This window comes from Candidatus Planktophila versatilis, from assembly GCF_002288105.1.
Classification (GTDB): Bacteria; Actinomycetota; Actinomycetes; order Nanopelagicales; family Nanopelagicaceae; genus Planktophila; species Planktophila versatilis.
Genome location: NZ_CP016774.1, coordinates 278,524 through 297,190, shown reverse-complemented (window position 1 = coordinate 297,190; position 18,667 = coordinate 278,524). Strand labels below are relative to the sequence as shown.

The window sequence follows — 18,667 nt, the reverse complement described above, 5'->3', positions numbered from 1 at the left end:
GTGGTGGGGAACGGGAATGAAAATCATTTTCATTTGTGATACGGTCCGGCTATGAATATCGCAATCGGCCTAGCAGCCTTAACAGCTATAGCAACTACAGCGGGTGGCTATCTAGCAATCCGCGCCAAGGACAAACTCCACTTGGTTCTTGGATTATCCGCAGGACTACTTCTAGGTCTTGTTGCATTTGATCTTCTTCCTGAGGTCTTTGAACTTGGAACTCAAGAGATTTTCCATGCACCTGCCGTATCAGTAGCACTCATTGCAGGATTCCTTCTGCTTCACTTCTACGAGCAGATTTTTGGTTCGCACGAACCAGCTGAATCAGATTACGGTCATGACCACACGCACTCAGCGAGCTCTGTTGGAGTTCTGGGCGCAGTTGCAATGGGCGGTCACGTATTCCTCGACGGTCTAGCGCTGGGCGTTGCATTTAAGGTCAGCTCAGATTTGGGTGTCGCTGTCTTTATTGCACTCTTGGTCCACGCATTCAGTGATGGCCTCAATACAGTTTCATTTCTAATCAAGAGCGGAAAGTGGAGCAAAAAGGGCATATGGCTTTTAGCAGTCGATGCACTTGCTCGCATCAGCGGCGCCGCACTTGGAACTAGCTTGGCTCTTGGAGATAACGTAATCGCTATCTACCTCGCTGCTTTCTCTGGAATTGTTATCTACCTTGCAACATCACATATCTTGCCAGAGGCACATTCACGACATAAGTCTCGCTACACAATTTTGGCAACGATCGGTGGAGTTCTCATTATGTGGGGACTTGTCAGTTATCTGCATTCAGGTGATTCACATACTCATGGCTCGACCACTGCTATTCATGAAGAGCATGAAGGTGAAGAGCATGAAGGTGAAGAGCATGAAGGTGAAGAGCATGAAGGTGAAGAGCATGGCGACCATGAAGAGGAAGATCATAAGTAGTGTCTCGTTCCAACCCTAGAGTCTTAAGTACTCTCGAACGCGCTGGCGGTTTTGCCAGCGCGCAAGAGGTTTACAGACTCATGCAAAGAGAAGGCGAAAGTATTGGTTTAACTACCGTCTATCGCTCTCTGCAGAGTTTGGTCAACGACAAGATTGTCGATGTACTGCGCCGCGAAGATGGAGAAGCTATCTACCGTCTCTGCGGAGAGGCTCACCATCATCACTTAGTCTGTAAAGGTTGCGGCGATACAGTCGAGATTGAAGGGGGAGCAATTGAAAAATGGGCCAAGGTCATGGCTGAAGAACACGGTTTTCGCGAAGTGGGACACACTGCGGAAATCTTCGGCCTCTGCACCAAGTGTTGAAATGGGTAATTTTCGAGGAATCCCTACATGTGCATGTCCGGCATGTGGATCACACCTAATTCAAATTACGGCTGCCTTCTGCCCCCATACATATGAATTAGAAATGTATCTACTCGACAATGCATGTTGCGCCGTTTGCCACTCATTGTTGACAGCCCCAACACCTATAGATCACCCGGCCGCTTAAGCGCTTCCGAAACGTCGCTCTCTCGCCGAATAAATCTCAATCGCTTTCCACAACATCTTTGGGGTCATATCTGGCCATAAGACATCCATAAAGACGAGCTCGGCATACGTTGATTGCCACGGCAAGAAGTTGCTGGTGCGCTGTTCACCGGATGAACGCAGGAACATATCGACATCGCGCATCTTTGGTGAATAGAGATACTTTTCTAGAGTCTTCTCATTAATGGAATCTGCTTTGACTTTACCGCGCTTTACATCGCGAGCTAGCTCTGTGGCTGCATCAACAATCTCTGCTCGACCGCCATAGTTGACGCACATATTTAAGGTGAGCTTCTTATTCTTCTTAGTTAGCTCTTCTGCCTCTTCTAACTCGGCAATGACGGACTTCCAGAGACGTTGTGGGCGGCCTAACCAATTGATCTTTACGCCCATCTCGTTGAGGCGATCACGACGAGTGCGCAGCATCTCGCGGCTGTAACCCATCAAGAACTTCACTTCTTCTGGGCTGCGCTTCCAATTCTCGGTTGAAAATGCATATGCACTGATCTCTTTCACACCAAAACCAATTGCAGCTTCTACTAAATCAAATAGGACTTTTTCACCAGCTTGATGCCCGGCAGTGCGAGGTAATCCGCGCTCTTTTGCCCAGCGCCCATTTCCATCCATCACGATTGCGATGTGTTGGGGAATATCAATCTTTTTAGACATCTCTATCTAATTAAGCCCTTTCCACCATCGGCAAACTTCGCAGTCCACGTTCCAGGTGCCATTGTAGGTAGGCAGTAACCAAACCACTAGCCTCTCGACGATGGCGAGCTTCACTTTTTTCCGCCACATCCCAATCACCACGCAATAGCGCTTGCATCAGCTCGAGCGCTTCTGCTGATGCGGTAGCCGATGCTGATGGCCGACAATCCATGCACACAGATCCACCGCCAACTAATGAGAAATAACGATGCGGCCCTGGCTTTTCACAACGAGAACATGCTGTCATCGATGGTTCATAACCACCAATAGAAAGTGAGCGCAATAGAAATGCATCGAGGATCAGCGATGAGTCATAACGATTATCAGCAAGTGCTTTCATGCCACCTACTACTAAGTGAAATTCTTGCGGGGCTGGCTCTTCCTCTTGCTGGGTAAAGCGCTCAGCGGTTTCCAGGATCGCGTGAGCAATTGTCCAGCGTTGATAATCGTTGGTGAGTGCTTCACCGTAATTCATAATCGCTTCAACTTGAGTGATGGTGTCAAAGGTCTTGCCGGCATGCATCTGGATATCTACATGGCTGCCAGGCTCTAGGCGCGCACCGAATTTAGACATGGTGCGACGAACACCTTTTGCCACACCACGAATACGCCCATGCTCTTTGGTGAGCAACGTAATAATGCGATCTGCTTCACCCAGTTTTTGCGTGCGCAAAATAATTGCCTCATCGCGATAGAGCTTGGATTGAGGTGCAGACATACTGCGTACGGTAGTTAGCGAATAGCGCGATTGATTGCAGACACGACGGCCTTAAGTGAAGCAGTCGTTGTATTTGGGTCGATTCCGACTCCCCAGAAGACTTGGCCATCAATTTCGCACTCAAGATATGCAGCGGCAGTTGCATCGCCGCCGGAAGAGAGCGCGTGCTCATGGAAATCAAGAACTCTCACATCAACGCCATGATTTTGCATGATGTGACAGAAGGCAGCAATTGGACCGTTACCAGTTCCAGAAAGCTCAACTGGTTCACTGCGATCTGTAATCTTGATTGTTAGTTGAACATCTTCACCCATGACTGAGTTCTGTGACATTCCCTTTAATCTGAAGCGGCCCCACGGCGCAGAATCTGTTGGCAAATATTCATCTTCGAAGATATGCCACAACTGCTCTGCTGTGATTTCCCCGCCCTCATGATCAGTCTTTGCCTGAACAATTCTGGAGAATTCAATTTGGTGGCGACGTGGCAGATCAAGGTGATGTTCACTCTTCATCAAGTAGGCAACTCCACCCTTACCTGATTGAGAGTTCACCCGAATTACTGCTTCATAGGAACGACCCACATCTTTTGGATCAATCGGCAAATAGGGAACAGCCCAGAAGTGATCATCGACTTCTTTGCCAGCAGCCTTTGCATCGCGTTCTAGATGCTCAAAGCCCTTCTTAATTGCATCTTGGTGGGAACCAGAGAAAGCAGTAAAGACCAGATCTCCACCATAAGGATGGCGCTCTGGCACGCGTAATTGATTGCCGTATTCCACCGTGCGACGGATTTCATCAATATCACTGAAATCAATATGTGGATCAATGCCGTGTGAAACCAAGTTCATGCCGAGAGTAACAAGGCATACGTTTCCAGTGCGCTCACCGTTACCAAAGAGCGTTCCTTCGATGCGATCTGCTCCTGCTAAATATCCAAGTTCGGCAGCGGCAACACCTGTGCCACGATCATTATGTGGGTGAAGTGAAACAATGACGCTATCGCGATTATTTAAGTTTCTACACATCCACTCGATGGAATCGGCATAGACATTCGGTGTTGTCATTTCCACGGTAGCTGGCAAGTTCAGAATCGTCTTCCACTGCGGAGTTGGCTTCCACACATCATTAACCGCATTACATACCTCAACGGCAAATTCGAGCTCGGTGCCGGTATATGACTCAGGTGAATATTCAAAGGAGACCTTGGTCTCTGGAACGGTGGCCATTAGTTCAAGGCAGAGCTGAGCGCCATCGGTTGCAATCTTTTTGATTCCATCTTTATCAAGACCAAAGACAACGCGTCGTTGCAAGGTTGAAGTCGAGTTATAGAGGTGCACAATCGCTTGCTTAGCACCCGCAATTGCTTCATAGGTGCGACGAATAAGTGGTTCGCGGGCTTGAGTAAGCACCTGAATGATCACATCATCTGGAATCAAACCCTCATCAATAATCTTGCGCACGAAATCGAAATCTGTTTGGGAAGCTGATGGAAAACCAACTTCAATCTCTTTATAGCCCATGGCGACAAGTAACTTAAACATCGCAAGCTTGCGAGGTTTGTCCATTGGGTCGATCAGCGCTTGGTTGCCATCTCGAAGATCAACTGAGCACCACTTAGGTGCCACTGTCATCTTCTTACTTGGCCAGGTGCGATCTTCTAATTCAACTGGAATAAAAGGTGCATAACGATGCACCGGCATCTTGGAAGGCTTCTGCTTTGGAAAATTCATTTCACTTAACTCCTATGTGTTTGGTAGTCGGAAAAAAAGGTTTACCGGCAACACCAAACTCCGCAGCGAGGAGACCGGTCTTTAGGCCTCGCTACGGCGGATAAGGAGGAGTCCGCGGAGCTTCATAGTGGGTAGAGCATAACGCGAGAATGCATATTCAATCAAGCGGCTTATTGAGGTGGAATCAAGGTCCCCGAGAAGATCTGCCATGCGAGTGCAGATTTAGCCACAAGTGAGAGCGTTATATAAGTCTTCTCACCGCGCAAATAATCTGACCATTTTCCAACCTTCTTATATTGAAGGTATTGAACAACGGCAAAGGTATTAAAGAGAAGAAATATTGAGAAGACGATGCCATAAACAAATGCAGGCGCCTTTGTGTCTCCTGGGCCACCGATTGCAAGAACATAGAACGCGAGTGCAAGCCAAGGAATAGCACCGGCAATGCAGCCAAAGATATATGCAAGCCATCCACCATTTCCTGGCTCTTCATATTTCTCCTGCAGCCAACCAAAGAGAATCATCGATGCATTGACCCCAAAGAGGGCGATGATTGCAACAACATCAGAGACGCCAGTAATGAGTGCAATGAGAACAATCATTACTGATGAGCTAATTGAGTATTCAACCCAACGGAAGTAGTTGCGGTGAGCCGCAAGGCCGGCGGCATAGCGCGGGAAGAATTGTGGGCTTACAACAATAAAGTGGAAGAAGGCTGAGAGACCTAAGAAGATTGCAACTGTGATTCCGATTGGAGCCTCGAGCAGGGTGACAGGTTCTGCAAAATCACTTCCTGGAGGTCCTGCTGCGTAACGGGCAACAATAGGCAAGGTGAAGTCACTCGATAGGACAAGCACTACCACCATTTGAACGAGGTGGAAGAAACCTGCAATGAGGTTGTAATTACGAATCTTCTGAGTATTGATCTCTTTAGCCATAACCTCAGGTTATATCCACAGCCAGCCATTTTCTCGGCAATATCGATGGCTAATCGAAATATTCTCCGCCTGTTCGCTTCAACTCCCTCATCGAAGGCTTCTTGTGAGCCAACGGCTGCTTCCTCGCTAACTCTCTCTGGCAACTAGCCAGAGATTGCACAAAGAGTGCATAACGAGGGAGGAGGACGAAGTGGAATCAGTAATTTTATTACTGAGATTCCTTTTTGAGATATTCAAATCTATTTTTGAAATTATTGAAAAAAGGAAAGCCCGCCGCATAAACGGCGAGCCTCCACCAAGTGCTTGAACCGAACACTCATCCGGAGGGCAGATGCTCTCCGGATGGGCTATTTCTAGCAGAATCTTTCTACGTAACTGGGTAACTTGGCGTCAACCTTGGAAAAGAATCTCCTGGTTGTAGCAAAATTCTGATTTCTATTACTAAGAGTTACAAAACAGGTAAATAACGATCTAACTCATAGGCGCTCACCTGGCGGCGATAGTCCTGCCACTCAGAGCGCTTATTGCGCAGGAAGTAATCAAAGACATGCTCACCTAGGGTCTGGCGCACGAGTTCGCTCTTCTCCATCACTGTAATTGCTTCTTCCAGATTTGATGGAAGCAGCTGCGTATCAGTGGAAGCTTCCAGCACATACTTCTTCTCAATACCTTGCAGCCCTGCTGCCAACATCACGGCATAGGCAAGGTATGGATTACATGCAGAATCTGGTGAACGGAATTCGATTCGGGTGGAATTCTCTTTATTTGGTTTATACATCGGGATGCGCACCAGCGCTCCGCGATCATTGTGGCCCCAGTTAATAATGGAAGGTGCTTCTCCCCCACCTTGTAAGCGCTTATAAGAGTTGACCCATTGATTTGTGACGGCTGTGATTTCAGCAGCGTGCTTTAAAATACCGGCAATAAATTGGCGACCCACAGCAGAGAGATTGAGCTCAGCCTTGTCATCATAGAAAGCGTTCTTTTCACCTGCAAAGAGTGAGACGTGGGTGTGCATTCCAGAACCAGGATGTTCGGTAAATGGCTTGGGCATAAAGGAGGCAAAGAAGCCTTGGTTAAGGGCCACTTCTTTAATCACGTGACGGAAGGTCATGATGTTATCGGCAGTGCTTAAAGCATCTGCATAACGAAGATCAATTTCTTGTTGTCCTGGAGCGCCTTCATGATGGCTAAATTCAACTGAGACACCCATTGCTTCCAGCAAGGTAATTGCTTGCCGGCGAAAGTCGTGGCCCACAACTGCTGGTGTGTGATCGAAGTAGCCGCCTTGATCAACTGGAACAGGTGCAACGCCTTTTTCCGGTTGTGAGGTGAAGAGAAAGAATTCAATTTCTGGATGGGTGTAACAGGTGTAACCCATCTCGGCAGCTTTCGCTAAGGTGCGGCGCAAAACATTGCGCGGGTCGGCCGGGGATGCTTGCCCACTAGGCAAAGTAATGTCACAGAACATACGAGCAGCGCCTTGTGCCTCTGCCCGCCAGGGCAAGATTGTAAAAGTTGCCGGATCAGGTTTTGCCAACATATCTGATTCAAATTCGCGAGCAAAGCCTTGAATGGCAGAACCATCGAAACCGATTCCCTCTTCAAATGCATTTTCAAGTTCGGCCGGTGCAATGGCAACAGATTTCAAGGTGCCAAGAATGTCGGTAAACCACAAGCGAATAAAACGAATATCGCGTTCTTCCACCGTGCGCAGGACGAACTCTTGCTGCTTGCTCATGTTTTCACTATCTGGGGACATGGTCACATCGTGCCAAAGTCACGTTACGCCCATGTTACAAAACTAGAGTTCGCGCCACTTACTTGTCATTGGCAGGCGCCGGTCTTTACCAAAAGCACGCTGGGAGACCTTGGTGCCAGGCGGATATTGGCGGCGCTTGTATTCGGCCCGATCGACCATGCCAATTACTCGAATTACTAACTCTTTATCAAAGCCTGCTGCAATCAGGGCATCGTGTCCTAGGTCTTCATCGACATATGCCTTAAGGACTCGATCTAGCAATTCATATTCAGGTAGGGAATCAGAATCTTTCTGATCAGGTCGAAGTTCAGCCGATGGCTCCTTCGTAATGGAGTTCTCCGGAATGGGAGCAACTTCGCCGGCTTCGATTGCAACGCGATTGCGCCAACGAGCAAGTGCCCAAACATCGGTCTTATAAATATCTTTAATCGGGGCATAGCCACCGACGGCATCGCCATAGAGCGTGGAGTACCCACATGCCAGCTCTGATTTATTTCCGGTTGCTAACACCAGGTGGCCATTCTGATTGGAGAGTCCCATCAGAGTGGTGCCGCGCACACGCGCCTGTACATTCTCTTCGGCAAGTCCGCTCAGTTCGACTTGGCCAGTGAAGGCATCGACCATCTTCTGTATTTCAATAACGCGAAAACCAAGGCCGGTGGCACTGGCCATCGCTTGCGCATCAGCGATGGAATGTTCGGAAGAATATTTACTTGGCATGGCAACCGCGTGCACATGCTCTGGGCCCAAGGCATCAACAGCCAGGGCTGCCACAACGGCAGAATCGATGCCGCCAGATAAACCAAGTAGGACGGAGGTAAATCCGTTCTTGGTCACATAATCGCGCAGCCCCGCAACAATGGCCTTCCACATCTGCTCTTCATCGCCAAGGCGCTGTGCGATTCCGGGAATCAGTGGCTGAGCAATTTCTACCGGGCTTTCCGAAATGATGACATCGGGCTTCGATGTTGTCGTGGAAACTTCGACATCTACCAGCATCACGCCATCTTCAAATTGTGGAGCACGAGCAATCAGTGCACCAGCTTTGTCGACCACAATACTGTCGCCATCGAAAACTAAATCATCTTGGCCGCCGGTCATATTGAGATAGGCAAGTGGTGCGTTCATTTGGGCAGCGCGCCGGGTAACAAGTTCTAAACGCACATCATCTTTAGCGCGCTCAAAGGGTGAACCATTGGGCACGATGACAAGTCCAGGCTTGCGCGCTGCGAGTTGAGTGGTGATGCCACCATCGATCCAGAGATCTTCACAAATTGCGATGCCCACATCAACGCCATGAATGCGCACCACCAGCGTGGAATCTCCGGCAACAAAATTGCGATACTCATCAAAAACGCCGTAATTAGGTAGGTGGCACTTGGCATAGCGGGCTTTTACTTCACCCCCAGCAATAACTGCAACCATATTTTGTGGTCGCCCAGCTAGGTGATCGAGATAGCCAACGATGCTGACAATCTGCGGGTTGATTTGGCGCGCTAGTGATTCCAGTGCGCTCTTACTTGCTACTTGAAAAGATGGCCGGAGCGCTAAATCTTCGACCGGATAACCGGTCAGAACCATCTCTGGAAAAATCGCAATGTGGGCGCCAGCTAGCTGCGCCTGGTGGGCACATTTAACAACCACCGCGGCATTACCCGCGAGGTCGCCGACCGTTGGGTTCACCTGCGCCAGGGCCAATCGCAACTTCATTGTTCAAGATTATCGCCCAGTTGCGTGTCAGGGGTACCATTGTTTTTGACCCGGGGACCGCGCCAAGCGGCTTCGAGGCAGGAGAAATAATGAGTACAACCCTTTACGGTGGCGCCTCCCATCGCCGCGTGACCATCCTTGATCTGCGCGCAGCCAAGGTGCGCGGTGAGAAGTGGCCGATGCTCACCAGCTATGAACAGATCACGGCATCGATCTTTGATGAGGCCCAAATTCCAGTACTACTCGTCGGTGATAGCGCCGGCAATAATTTTCTCGGCGAAGAGAACACCATTCCGGTCACGGTTGATGATTTGATTCCCTTAACCCGAGCAGTAGTACGCGGATCCGCGCGCGCCATGGTCGTGGCAGATCTGCCCTTTGGTTCTTATGAAGCTTCCCCCGAACAAGCACTGACAACTGCTACCCGATTTTTCAAAGAGGCCGGTGCGATGGCGGTGAAGTTAGAAGGTGCACATATTGCAACCGTTGAAAAACTCACTTCATCTGGCATTCCGGTCATGGCCCACCTAGGCCTTACTCCGCAATCACTTCATCAACTAGGCGGCTATCGAGTGCAGGGTCGCACCGATGGCGATGCCATGTTGGAGGCCGCACTTGCCCTCGAAAAAGCAGGTGCTTTTGCCCTCGTGCTAGAACTTGTGCCGGCCGAATTGGCGGCCAGAATTACGGCAGCTTTATCCATTCCCACCATCGGAATCGGCGCCGGCGCGCAATGCGATGCCCAGGTTTTAGTCTGGACAGATATGGCTGGCTTTACCGCCAATCCACCCAAACTTGCCAAGGCATATCGCAATCTGCGCCAGGAATTACTAGCTGCTACCCAAGAGTTTGCTAGCGAAGTTCGCACCGGAGCATTTCCCACTGAGGCGCAGAGCTTTCACTAGACAAGGCCATCTCACCGGCACTTTTTCTGCCAATGAGGTCGTTTTTTTGCCCGAAATTGCGAAAATTCGAGTTCGGATCCAAGAAATTCGTGGCGAAGGGCCGCCAAAATCGCAAAAATCTGGAAAATTCTTAAATTTTCAATCAAATTTCTTACATTCGTAGAAAAAATCACTGCCAAATTTGCGCAGATGCATAGAAATTATTAAAAAATAATTTGCGACACGCACTGAAATATTTCTCACTATGTAGTGGTATTTCTTTCAAAATTCCGTCACACTTATCCACGAAACAGGTTTGGGTGACGGATCCGAACCCTTCCGATTAGGAGAAAACAGATGGCTGCAAAGCGTCGTAAGAAGGCAGCTGCACCAGCAGCGCCTAAGAAGCGTCGTAAGAAGGCTGCCGTAAAGGCAGCAGCACCAAAGCGTCGTAAGAAGGCAGCAGCAAAGAAGGCTGCTCCAAAGCGTCGTAAGAAGGCAGCAGCAAAGAAGGCTGCTCCAAAGCGTCGTAAGAAGGCAGCAGCAAAGAAGGCTGCTCCAAAGCGTCGTAAGAAGGCAGCAGCAAAGAAGGCTGCTCCAAAGCGTCGTAAGAAGGCAGCAGCAAAGAAGGCTGCTCCAAAGCGTCGTAAGAAGGCAGCAGCAAAGAAGGCTGCTCCAAAGCGTCGTAAGAAGGCAGCAGCAAAGAAGGCTGCTCCAAAGCGTCGTAAGAAGAAGGCAGCAGCTCCAGCAGCTGCTCCAAAGCGCCGTCGTCGTAAGAAGGCAGCAGCTAAGTAATTCATTTACTTATAAAAAACCCCGCCAGGTAACTGGCGGGGTTTTTCATTCTGCTGGTGGATTGGCTTTCAGGGAATGCGTTACTCGTTCAAATATTTCTGATAACACTCGCTGGTCTTCTTTTGTTAAGTGATCAACAAACCTAGTGCGCACACTTTCCACATGGTCCGGGGCAGCAGAAACAATTGCCTTCCACCCCTTGGCGGTCATGACCGCGAAGTAGCCGCGCTTATCTTCCGGGCAGGCCTCTCGCTTTACCCAGCCGGCCTTTTCCATCACCTTGATCCGGTGGGAAAGGCGCGAGCGCGAGAGCATGGCAACATCTGCCAGCTCACTCATTCGCATCCTGCGCTCCGGGGCATCACTGAGTTGGGCCAAGACTTCATAGTCGGCCATCGATAACTCATGGCTAGCAAGATCTAAATCGAGTGCTTCAAGTAACCGGCGGCTAGCGATGATGTATCGGCGCCAAGCCTTCATTTCGGCAGCATTAAGCCAGCGCGGTGTTGTAGCGTTTTGCCCTGCCATAGCGGCAATAGTACGCTCTTTAGTGACAAAGTTGAACTTTCAACTACTTTTACACACGATGAAATGGAACTCATGAGCCCGGTGAAATCTGGAATCGAAACTTCTGCCCTCGACCCACAGGTGCGTCCACAAGATGACCTCTTCCGTCACTACAACGGAAAGTGGATTACCGAGTATCAGATGCCGGATGACCGATCTAGTGATGGCATCTTTCGCAAATTACATGATGCCGCCGAGGCCCAGGTTCGACAGATCATCGAGAGCGCAACTGGCACAGGTGAGGCGCAGAAAATTGGCGACCTCTACAAATCTTTTATGGATACCGATGCCATTAAAGCCCGCGGTATCGCGCCCATCGTCGAAGATTTAGCCGCCATCGATGGCATCACCAACTTGCACGAATTTATCTCAGTCATGGCCAGACTTGAAATGCGTGGCATTGGCGGAATCTTTGGCGCAGCCATCTATCCCGATGCGATGGATTCTGATACCAATATTCTCTATCTCGGCCAGGGCGGGCTATCGCTACCCGATGAGTCTTATTACCGGGAAGATCAATTTGCTGAGATTCGAAGCGCCTTTGTGGAGCATGCGGCCAAGATGTGCGCACTTGTGGGAATTGCAGATGGCGCCACTGTGGGTGCACAAATCCTGGCACTGGAGACAAAAATAGCTAGTCATCACTGGGATCAAGTAAAAGATCGCGATGCAACTCTGACCTATAACAAATACAGCCGCGCCGAGCTAGAAAGCCTTGCCCCACACTTCTTATTCGACCTCTGGGCCGAGCACGCCAAAGTGCCAGCGAAAGCTTTTGAATCCCTGGTCGTTTGTGAACCATCCTTCTTTGAATCCGTCTCTGCCCTACTTGGTGACTTTTCTGGCGAGCGCGATTCGTGGGTGGCCTGGCTCAAACTCAATCTGGTATCGGCCAGCGCCGCATTTCTCACCGATGACATCGTGCAGCAGAACTTTGAGTTCTATGCCAAGACCCTTTCTGGCACGCCACAGATTCGCGATCGTTGGAAGCGCGCCGTCTCTGTCACTCAAGGCGCACTCGGTGAAGCCATCGGCAAGGTCTATGTCGAACAGCACTTCTCGGAAAAGGCAAAGAGTGAGATGAAGGTATTAGTTGATTATCTGCTTGAGGCTTATCGGCTAAGCATTATTGACCTGCCCTGGATGTCAGCGGCAACGAAGGAAAAGGCGCTGGAGAAGCTGACTAAGTTCACCCCCAAGATTGGTTATCCCGATAAGTGGCGCGACTACTCCACCTTAGAAATTTCTGCCAGTGATCTGATTGGCAACTTATGGCGAATCGCCGAGTTCGATCATGCCTACGCCATCGCCAAGATTGGCGCACCGGTTGATCGCGATGAATGGCATATGACCCCGCAGACTGTGAACGCTTATTACAACCCACTTGCCAATGAGATTGTCTTTCCGGCGGCAATCTTGCAGCCACCCTTCTTTGATTTAGCAGCCGACATCGCAGCTAACTACGGCGGCATTGGCGCAGTTATTGGCCACGAAATAGGCCATGGCTTTGATGATCAAGGCTCCAAATATGATGGTGATGGAAATATGGTCGATTGGTGGAGCGATGAAGATCGCAGCAAATTTGAAGAGCTCACCGCCGCACTCGTCAAACAATTCGATGCCTTATCCCCTGAAAGCACCCCCGATATCCACGTCAATGGCGCCTTTACTTTAGGTGAAAATATTGGTGATCTCGGTGGCCTGGCGATTGCATATAAGGCATGGAAATTAGCTCTGGGCGGTGCGCAAAGTCCAGTCATTGACGGACTCACTGGTGAACAACGATTCTTCTTGTCATATGCCCACTCCTGGCGCAATAAGAACCGCCCGGAAGAAGTCCGTCGCCGGATTGCAACTGACCCACACTCCCCGGATGAATTTCGTTGTAATCAGATCGTGCGCAATGTGCCCGAGTTCTATCAAGCATTCGGTGTCAGTCAGAGCGATGAACTCTGGCTGGCAGAGCACGAGCGTGTGCGAATTTGGTAGCTCTGCCACACTTACCTAATGGTGGCCCCCAATGAATAAACCCACAAACGGTTTCGCTTTTGAGATCAACCACGCCGCCGACTCTGGTTTAGCGCGCGTCGGAACAATCACCACCCCGCATGGGCAGATTCAGACCCCCGCCTTTATTCCGGTTGGCACCAAAGCAACGGTGAAAACAGTTCTGCCAGAGGCGATGGAGAACCTCGGGGCGCAAGCCCTGCTGGCAAATGCTTATCACCTCTATCTACAACCGGGCCCTGATGTTCTAGATGAGGCCGGCGGCCTTGGTTCATTTATGAATTGGGATAAGCCAACTTTTACCGATAGCGGTGGCTTTCAAGTGCTCTCACTCGGTGTGGGATTTAAAAAGGTCTTAGCGATGGATGCGCAGACTTTCCGCTCTGATCAAGTGATTGCAAAGAATAAAGAACGACTGGCCCATGTTGATGATGAGGGCGTTACCTTTAAGAGCCACCTCGATGGCTCGATGCACCGCTTTACCGCCGAAATCTCTATGCAGATTCAACATAAGTTGGGCGCCGACGTTATGTTCGCATTCGATGAGTGCACCACTTTGCATAACACTCGCCCCTATCAAGAGCTGGCCATGTCTCGCACCTATGACTGGGCTATTCGCTGCCTGGATGAACATAAGAAATTAACCGATGCCCGCACAGCAAAGCCATATCAAGCACTCTTTGGCGTCATTCAAGGGGCCCAGTATGAAGACTTGCGCAAGAAAGCGGCCGGTGATCTGGGGACCATGAGTTCATCTGGAATTGAATTCGATGGCTTTGGAATTGGTGGGGCGCTAGATAAAGATTCACTGGGCACAATTGTGAGCTGGGTGAATTCAACGCTGCCGCAGGAGAAACCGAAACATCTTCTTGGCATCGGCGCCCCGGAAGACTTATTTGTTGGAGTGGAGAACGGAATCGATACCTTTGACTGCGTGCTGGCATCGCGCATTGCCCGCACCAGTGCGGTCTATACGATGGAAGGTCGTTTTAACGTCTCTAATCAACCATTTATCCGTGACTTTAATCCGATTGATGATGAATGTGATTGCTATACCTGCACGCATTACACCCGCGCCTACCTATGCCATCTCTTTCGTGCCAAAGAGATGGTTGCTGGCACCCTGGCCACAATTCATAATGAACGATTTATCGTGCGCTTAGTTGATCAGATGCGACAGGCTCTACTTGATGGAAACTTTCAGGATATGAAAAAAGAATTTATGGGCCGTTATCAGCATAAATCGGGGCAGTCGCGCGACTAGTAGGACTTAGAGAATGTAGTTTGCTCGCGCTTTTTCCACGGCCGTTACCCGGCCATCAACGCCCATCTTTCGATAGAGATTCTTTAAATGTGTCTTCATCGTGTTGTGTGAGATGTGAAGTGTGATTGCAATAGAACTAATTGGGCGATCTGTTGATAGATGACGCAATACTTCCAATTCTCGCTTAGTCAGTGGTGCTGAAAATTCGGAAGACCCGGCACGCCGACTCTTAATCTTTTCGGCCACGCTGGCAGCTAGATCTTCTAGATACACAGTGGGACTCTCACTTGCGATTTTCAAAATTAAGTTTCCCATCTCATCTGATTGGCGCAAGAAAATCTCCTTAGCCCCCACGCGCGAGCCAATATCAAGGGCTTTCTTCATCTCAATCAGGGCCACTCGCTCTTGGTTTATTACCCCTCCAGCCATGACAAGATGTTTGACTATCTGCTCTCTCGGAGTTTTATCGGGCAGGGAACCAGCAATATCAATTGAGTTGCCCTTGTTCCCGTGGCGAGTCAGTGCCAGTTTGATGAGTTGAACTTGTGGGAGTTCAGGCACACGTTGCAAAAGTGCTGAGAGTCGATCGTAATCTTTTATCTCATAGCGCACACTGAACTCGGCTACATCAATGAGAGTTTCAATTCCTTTCGAATAGGCCAGCTCTGAAGCTTTCCGGCGCATGCCATTTATTGCTTCAACGGCGCCGCGCGCATTTGCCTGCATCGCCATAGTTTTAGCCAAACTTCCCTCTGCCATGAAATACCAATGCCACTGTTTCCATCCCTCGGCCAGGGTTTTGATTTGCTCGAACCGCTCATCTGCTTCGCGATGTCGCAAGAATTCACGTTGACATCTAGCGATGACAAAGAGTGACTCCAGTGGCCCAAAGATTCCGACATAACCCAGCTTGGTAAATTGCATACTGCAATTTTGGGCAACTTCAAACGCTCGTCGGTAGTCACCCAGTTCTAGTTGGACCATTGCGCTAATTGACATAAGCATGAGATTGTTTTGCGAAATTTTTGAAGAGTTGACTAGCGCCTTTGCTTCCTCAAAAATCCGCTCTAGCTCTGATGTCTGGCTGAGCATGAAGGCATGGGTTGCAGCCAATCTGTGGAGCGCCAGCTGCTCATCGGCACCTAACATCAGTGGGCTATTGGCCGGTTGCATCGCCAATGAAAAGTCTTGGCTAAATTCTTCAAATTTCGCCTGCGATATATTCACATAAGCCTTAGCACCGTGGGTGAGTTGGCTAATGAAACCTTCCAAATCTGTTCCTTTGGCATCGAGGTTCATCTGATCTGCCATGTTCGATACCTCTGAAAATTCCAGGTTAGCTAGCCGACCCGCTATTTCAACGGTGGCTCGTTTTAACAAGCCAAGTTCAGATGCATCGCCAGCAAAAATCGACCACCTTATTAGCTCTCGCCCTTTGCCAGTTGCCTGCAGGATGCGGGCAGCATCTGGAAAAATCTCGCCTACTTTTTCATAATCCTCAGCTAGGTATGCGTGTTCTAGCGCTAAATTCGGTTCGTTTCGATGCTCATGAAATTGCAGAAGTTTTGCATGTTTGCGCATTTTTCTAAATTTATCTGCCCGAAGTTCGGAGAGCAGAATCTCGCGAAAAATTGAGTTGAATTCAAATGTAACTTCTGGAGATCCGGTCTGGGAGAAGATGTTGCCATCCAGGGCAAATTGGTTGATCTCGTCATATGAATATTCATCTTCAAGAATAATCTGCGCTAATTCATGGCTAAATTCGCCAACAATGCTCAAGGATTGCAACTTTGTCCGCAGAGAGGCTGGGAGCCTATCAAGAACTGACAAAGCTAGGACTCGCAATGGGTTTGATTGCGAGGCCAGGACTTTTTCAAAATCAATTTCCGAACCACTGCCAGAAATCTGATGGGCAATCATCGAAACAGCTGCTGGCCACCCTTTGGCTGCATTCAGCGAAGATTTAACTCTGGGATTATTCATATCAATTGAATATTGACTTGTGAGCGCTTGAATCTCGCTCTCTGAAAATGCCAATTCACTCTTGCCCACGATTGCCAGCGGTCCGCGAGAAGCAAATGTTGCATAAACGGTTTCAATCGAATCTCGTCTAATCGTAATAAATTGCAAATTTGGTGGGAATTGTTCAATTAACTTTACGGCAATATCAACATCCCTAGCCGTGTGCTGACGTAGATTATCGATTACTAAAATGTAATCCTTATCTGTTGCAATCAACTCATTACCCCAACGGCGCACATTTTCTACCGGGCGAATTCCAGGCTCGTCATCAAACCAGCTTGCAAAACCTGGAATCACATTGCGAGTTGCTTGAATGAAAATCTGGGACATCTCCTCCAGTGAATCACTTTCGGTAAGAGTTACCCAGATAACGCGATCTCGCTGCGTATTGGCCCACTCTGCAACCAGGGAAGTTTTTCCATATCCGGCAGGGGCCAACACCACAGTTGTTTGAGGTGCAGGATGTTGTAACAAATTGAATAGGTGTTTGCGAGAAAGGTAATTAGGGGGAAGGGTGGGAATGACTGTGCGAGAGCGGGTCACCCCGGAAGTCACCTCGAATTGGGTGAGAGCCTCACCTTTCACCTTCGCCATGAGTAAAGGGTGGTGCACGCGGAGGCGATTGTGAAGAAGAAATCACCCCTTCTGGGGTGAGGTTCTGCGGTGATTAATCCACAAAGAAGCTAGAGCGAGGCAAAGCCTTCGGCTAATACCCCAAGTGCATCCTTTAATAGCTCATCTGTAATGACAACTGGCGGCAAGAAGCGAATCACGTTGCCGTAGGTGCCGGCGGTTAGGATCAGCACGCCCTTGCTCTGGCAATACTTAATCACCTTTGCCATCGCCTCCGGGTTGGGATCCTTTGTTCCAGCATGAACTAATTCAATTGCAACCATTGCGCCTCGTCCGCGGACTTCGCCAATGATTGGATATTGCGCCTTGAGTGCGTTCAGCGCAGCAAAGAGAATGTCACCGATGTGGGCTGCGCGTTTGACTAACTTCTCTTCTTCAATCATTTCAATCACGGCAAGTGCTGCGGCGCAGGCAATCGGATTTCCACCATAGGTGCCACCGAGGCCACCCACATGTGATGAATCCATGATTTCAGCGCGAGCAGTCACTGCAGCTAGTGGCAGTCCACCAGCAATTCCCTTAGCCGAAACGATCATGTCCGGCTCCATGCCTTCATGTTCAACGGCAAACATTTTGCCCGTGCGAGCAAAACCTGATTGCACTTCATCGGCAATAAATACAATCTTGTTCTCGGTTGCAAACTTCTGCAGCCCTGGCATAAATCCAACTGGTGGCACAATAAATCCACCCTCGCCAAGAACTGGCTCAATCAAAATGGCGGCAACGTTATGTGCTCCCACTTCTTTCTCAATTTTATGGATCACCATATCGAGTGCGTCTTGCGCAATGGTGTCGGGATTTCCAAGCCAGCGATAGGAATATGGCATTGGCATTCGGTAGATCTCATTGGCAAAAGGACCGAATCCATCTTTATATGGCAAGTTCTTTGCCGTAAGGGCCATGGTTAGGTTTGTGCGGCCGTGGTAAGCGTGTTCAAAGACAACAACTGCTGGGCGCTTTGTGTAGTGACGGGCAATTTTGATTGCATTTTCTACCGCTTCTGCTCCTGAGTTTTGCAAGATTGACTTCTTCGCAAATTTTCCAGGAGTTAAACGATTGAGGGCTTCGCAGACTTCGATATAGCCCAGATATGGAGCAGTGGTGAAGTTGGTGTGAGTGAATTTCTCCACTGCTTCTTGCACAGCTTTTACAACGCGAGGTGCGGCGTTTCCTACGGTGACAACACCAATACCCGCGCCGAGATCGATAATTCGGTTGCCATCGATATCTTCAATAATCGCATCGTGTGCGCGCGAAACAATGACCGGCATCGCAGTTCCTAGTCCTCCAGAAACAGCCTCTTTGCGTCGCGCCATCGCGGCAGTCGATTTTGGCCCAGGAATTTCTGTGACCAGATGACGAGTTTGTGGGAGTCGATCCTGTGATGTCATGGCCTAATTCTAAGCCCC

General features: G+C 49.4%; 15 protein-coding genes. 6 read left to right on the top strand and 9 right to left on the bottom strand.

What is annotated here, in order from left to right:
- Positions 1-51: 51 nt before the first annotated feature.
- Both A1sIA79_RS01550 and A1sIA79_RS01545 read left to right on the top strand, forming a co-directional pair.
- On the top strand, positions 52-930 hold the full coding sequence (locus A1sIA79_RS01550) for a ZIP family metal transporter (RefSeq protein WP_095674492.1): 879 nt from the start codon (positions 52-54) through the stop codon (positions 928-930).
- Positions 930-1,295, top strand: coding sequence for a Fur family transcriptional regulator (locus tag A1sIA79_RS01545; RefSeq protein ID WP_095674491.1), 366 nt, complete (start codon positions 930-932; stop codon positions 1,293-1,295). Before A1sIA79_RS01550 ends, A1sIA79_RS01545 begins: the two co-directional genes overlap by 1 nt.
- 183 nt (positions 1,296-1,478) lie before the next feature.
- Here A1sIA79_RS01545 and A1sIA79_RS01535 read toward each other — a convergent pair whose 3' ends face one another.
- The 6 genes from A1sIA79_RS01535 to A1sIA79_RS01510 form a co-directional block, all read right to left on the bottom strand.
- Positions 1,479-2,189 carry an isoprenyl transferase gene (locus A1sIA79_RS01535; protein WP_095674489.1) on the bottom strand — a complete coding sequence of 237 codons (711 nt, stop codon included), beginning with the start codon at positions 2,187-2,189 and terminating at the stop codon, positions 1,479-1,481.
- Between the two features lie 10 nt (positions 2,190-2,199).
- Positions 2,200-2,946: a DNA repair protein RecO gene (gene recO / locus A1sIA79_RS01530; RefSeq protein ID WP_095674488.1), complete on the bottom strand. Its 747-nt coding sequence runs from the start codon at positions 2,944-2,946 to the stop codon at positions 2,200-2,202.
- 14 nt (positions 2,947-2,960) lie between these two features.
- On the bottom strand, positions 2,961-4,676 hold the full coding sequence (gene leuA, locus A1sIA79_RS01525; protein ID WP_095674487.1) for a 2-isopropylmalate synthase: 1,716 nt from the start codon (positions 4,674-4,676) through the stop codon (positions 2,961-2,963).
- A gap of 170 nt (positions 4,677-4,846) precedes the next feature.
- Positions 4,847-5,614 (bottom strand): heliorhodopsin HeR, encoded by a 768-nt coding sequence (heR, locus tag A1sIA79_RS01520; protein ID WP_095674486.1) that lies wholly within the window; start codon positions 5,612-5,614, stop codon positions 4,847-4,849.
- Between the two features lie 448 nt (positions 5,615-6,062).
- Entirely contained in the window at positions 6,063-7,355 is a 1,293-nt protein-coding gene (locus A1sIA79_RS01515) for a glutamine synthetase family protein (RefSeq protein WP_095675459.1), read from the bottom strand.
- Positions 7,356-7,418: 63 nt separating this feature from the next.
- A complete protein-coding gene (locus A1sIA79_RS01510) occupies positions 7,419-9,086 on the bottom strand; it encodes an NAD+ synthase (protein WP_095674485.1) in 1,668 nt (555 codons plus the stop codon).
- Between the two features lie 89 nt (positions 9,087-9,175).
- On the opposite strand from A1sIA79_RS01510, the gene panB reads away from it, so the two are divergent.
- Positions 9,176-9,991 (top strand): 3-methyl-2-oxobutanoate hydroxymethyltransferase, encoded by an 816-nt coding sequence (gene panB / locus A1sIA79_RS01505; protein WP_095674484.1) that lies wholly within the window; start codon positions 9,176-9,178, stop codon positions 9,989-9,991.
- Positions 9,992-10,327: 336 nt separating this feature from the next.
- A complete protein-coding gene (locus A1sIA79_RS01500; RefSeq protein ID WP_095674483.1) occupies positions 10,328-10,765 on the top strand; it encodes a hypothetical protein in 438 nt (145 codons plus the stop codon).
- 45 nt (positions 10,766-10,810) lie between these two features.
- Here A1sIA79_RS01500 and A1sIA79_RS01495 read toward each other — a convergent pair whose 3' ends face one another.
- Positions 10,811-11,293: a MarR family winged helix-turn-helix transcriptional regulator gene (locus A1sIA79_RS01495; protein WP_095674482.1), complete on the bottom strand. Its 483-nt coding sequence runs from the start codon at positions 11,291-11,293 to the stop codon at positions 10,811-10,813.
- A 63-nt stretch (positions 11,294-11,356) separates the two neighbouring features.
- Here A1sIA79_RS01495 and A1sIA79_RS01490 point away from each other — a divergent pair, with 63 nt between their 5' ends.
- A complete protein-coding gene (locus A1sIA79_RS01490) occupies positions 11,357-13,321 on the top strand; it encodes a M13 family metallopeptidase (protein WP_190277071.1) in 1,965 nt (654 codons plus the stop codon).
- A 31-nt stretch (positions 13,322-13,352) separates the two neighbouring features.
- A complete protein-coding gene (gene tgt, locus A1sIA79_RS01485; RefSeq protein ID WP_095674481.1) occupies positions 13,353-14,603 on the top strand; it encodes a tRNA guanosine(34) transglycosylase Tgt in 1,251 nt (416 codons plus the stop codon).
- Between the two features lie 6 nt (positions 14,604-14,609).
- On the opposite strand, the gene A1sIA79_RS01480 is transcribed toward tgt, so the two are convergent.
- Positions 14,610-17,219 carry a helix-turn-helix transcriptional regulator gene (locus A1sIA79_RS01480; RefSeq protein ID WP_150122971.1) on the bottom strand — a complete coding sequence of 870 codons (2,610 nt, stop codon included), beginning with the start codon at positions 17,217-17,219 and terminating at the stop codon, positions 14,610-14,612.
- 89 nt (positions 17,220-17,308) lie between these two features.
- Positions 17,309-18,649 carry a 4-aminobutyrate--2-oxoglutarate transaminase gene (gene gabT / locus A1sIA79_RS01475; RefSeq protein WP_095674479.1) on the bottom strand — a complete coding sequence of 447 codons (1,341 nt, stop codon included), beginning with the start codon at positions 18,647-18,649 and terminating at the stop codon, positions 17,309-17,311.
- Positions 18,650-18,667: the final 18 nt, after the last annotated feature.